The 442-nt window shown below is 66.3% G+C and carries 1 protein-coding gene; it reads left to right on the forward strand.

The window, feature by feature from the left end; all coding sequences use genetic code 11:
• Positions 1-35 precede the first annotated feature (35 nt).
• Positions 36-442 (forward strand): hypothetical protein (locus AC2JF9_RS09360; protein WP_500727226.1); only part of this gene is annotated, 407 nt, incomplete at its 3' end.

The following is a 442-nucleotide window of genomic DNA, read 5'->3' on the forward strand; positions in this document are numbered from 1 at the left end:
CGACAATACGTCGTGGGTAGCACGACGGTGGCGTCATGTCTCAGCCGGCCGATGCCTATGTGGCTGATTACCCGGCGCAGCCGCCCAGCCCGCTTCTCCCCGACTCCGCCTCCATCGTCGTCGCCCTGCTCGATGCCGGGGCGATCCTGATCGCGGGCAGCTTTGCGGCCACCCTATACTGGGCGGTCACGGACATCGCGGTCGACCCCGGTCTCTGCTTCGGGGTCTCGGTCCTGCTTGCGTCCTTCTTCGTCATCCTGATGCAGAGCTGGGGCCTATACGAGACGCGCAACCTCCTTGCCATCGACGGGCAGACGAAATGGGCGAGCGCCGCCTGGTTCGCCTCGCTCGGGCTCGTGCTCGGCCTCGCTTTTCTGTTGAAGGCCAGGCCGATCTGTCGCGCGGAGCCATCGTCCTGTTCGCCGTCTTCGGGCTCGTGGTG

The organism is Lactobacillus sp. C449L, assembly GCF_059900815.1.